The sequence below is a fragment of the uncultured Aquincola sp. genome (assembly GCF_964001545.1).
Classification (GTDB): Bacteria; Pseudomonadota; Gammaproteobacteria; order Burkholderiales; family Burkholderiaceae_C; genus Aquincola.
Genome location: NZ_CAXFDV010000758.1, coordinates 1 through 2,027, shown reverse-complemented (window position 1 = coordinate 2,027; position 2,027 = coordinate 1). Strand labels below are relative to the sequence as shown.

Here is a 2,027-nt window from a genome sequence, read left to right as displayed (position 1 = left end):
TCGAACAGCGATGGCGTGATCTGCCGCGGGAAGATGACCAGCGGCTCGGCCGCCGCCTCGGCAAATCGCAGCGTGCGCCGCGCGGCCAGCGGGTGCGTGGCCGGCAGCACCAGCTGCATCGGTTCGGTCAGCACGGTGCGGGCGCCGAAGCCCGGTGGCGCTGCATCGGGCGCATGCAGCACGAAGCCGGCGTCGATCTCCTCGGCCGCAAACGCCGCCAGCTGCACGTCCAGCGTGGCCTCGCGCAGTTGCACATCCACCTCGGGATGGGCCTGGCGGAAGCCGCGCAGCCAGTCGGGCAGCGGCCCGTAGGCGATGCTGGAGACGAACGCCAGCCGCAGCAGGCCCGAGCGCCCGGCCGCTGCCGCACGCACCGCTGCCGGCAGCGCATCGGCCGCGCGCAACAGGCGCCGCGCCTGTTCCAGCAGCGCCTCGCCGGCCGGCGTCAACGCCACCTGGCGCTTGCTGCGCAGGAACAGCGCCACCTCCAGCTCACGCTCCAGGCCCTGCACCGCCTGGGTCAGCGGTGGCTGCGTCATGTGCAGGCGGCGGGCGGCGCGGCCGAAGTGCAGCTCCTCGGCCACGGCCACGAACTGGCGCAGCGGACGCAGGTCGATCATCGATATGCCTTGTGAATCAATCGCAGGCGACAAATATATTGGACGCTTGTAAACCGCCTCCCGGATACTGCCGGCCCAGCCACATCGCCAGGAGACCCGCTGCCATGAGCTTCAACCGCCGTTCCAAGAACATCACCGAGGGCGTGGCCCGGGCGCCCAACCGCTCGATGTACTACGCGCTGGGCTACCAGGAGAGCGACTTCTCCAAGCCGATGATCGGCGTGGCCAACGGCCACTCCACCATCACGCCTTGCAACTCGGGCCTGCAGCGGCTGGCCGACGCGGCGGTGGAAGGCATCAAGGCGGCGGGCGCCAATCCGCAGATCTTCGGCACGCCCACCATCAGCGACGGCATGGCCATGGGCACCGAAGGCATGAAGTACAGCCTGGTCAGCCGCGAGGTGATCTCCGACTGCGTCGAGACCTGCGTCGGCGGCCAGTGGATGGACGGCGTGCTGGTGATCGGCGGCTGCGACAAGAACATGCCCGGCGGCATGATGGGCATGCTGCGCGCCAACGTGCCCGCCATCTACGTGTACGGCGGCACCATCCTGCCGGGCAAGTACAAGGGGCAGGACCTCAACATCGTCAGCGTGTTCGAGGCGGTCGGCCAGTTCAGCGCCGGCAAGATGGCCGAAGAAGACTTCTGCGAGATCGAGAAGCGCGCCATCCCCGGCAGCGGCAGCTGCGGCGGCATGTACACCGCCAACACCATGAGCTCGGCCTTCGAGGCGCTGGGCATGAGCCTGCCCTACGCGAGCACCCAGGCCAACGTGGAAGACGAGATCCTCGACACCACGCGCCGCGCCGCCGCCGCGGTGGTGGAAGCGGTCAAGAAGGACCTGAAGCCGCGCGACATCGTCACCAAGAAGGCCATCGAGAACGCGGTGGCCGTGATCATGGCCACCGGCGGCTCCACCAATGCGGTGCTGCACTTCCTGGCCATCGCCCATGCGGCCGAGGTGGACTGGACCATCGACGACTTCGAGCGCGTGCGCCGCAAGGTGCCGGTGCTGTGCGACCTGAAGCCCAGCGGCCAGTTCCTGGCGATCGACCTGCACCATGCCGGCGGCATTCCGCAGGTGATGAAGGAGCTGCTGGACCACGGCCTGCTGCATGGCGACTGCATGACCATCACCGGGAAGACCGTGGCCGAGAACCTGGCCGACGTGCCGGCGCTGAAAGCCGACAACAAGGTGATCCGCCAGGTGAGCAACGCGCTGTATGCCGAAGGCCACCTGGCCATCCTGAAGGGCAACCTGTCGCCTGAAGGCTGCGTGGCCAAGATCACCGGCCTGAAGAACCCGGTGATCACCGGCCCGGCCCGCGTGTTCGACGACGAGCAGTCGGCGCTGGCGGCCATCATGGCCAACCAGATCAAGGCCGGCGACGTGATGGTGCTGCGCT

General features: G+C 68.4%; 2 protein-coding genes. One reads left to right on the top strand and one right to left on the bottom strand.

Features of this window, described 5'->3' with window-relative positions; translation table 11 throughout:
* A partial coding sequence (locus ABNT58_RS26535; RefSeq protein WP_348756376.1) for a LysR substrate-binding domain-containing protein occupies positions 1-620 on the bottom strand: 620 nt, incomplete at its 3' end.
* Positions 621-724: 104 nt separating this feature from the next.
* On the opposite strand from ABNT58_RS26535, the gene ABNT58_RS26530 reads away from it, so the two are divergent.
* A partial coding sequence (locus ABNT58_RS26530; protein ID WP_348756375.1) for a dihydroxy-acid dehydratase occupies positions 725-2,027 on the top strand: 1,303 nt, incomplete at its 3' end.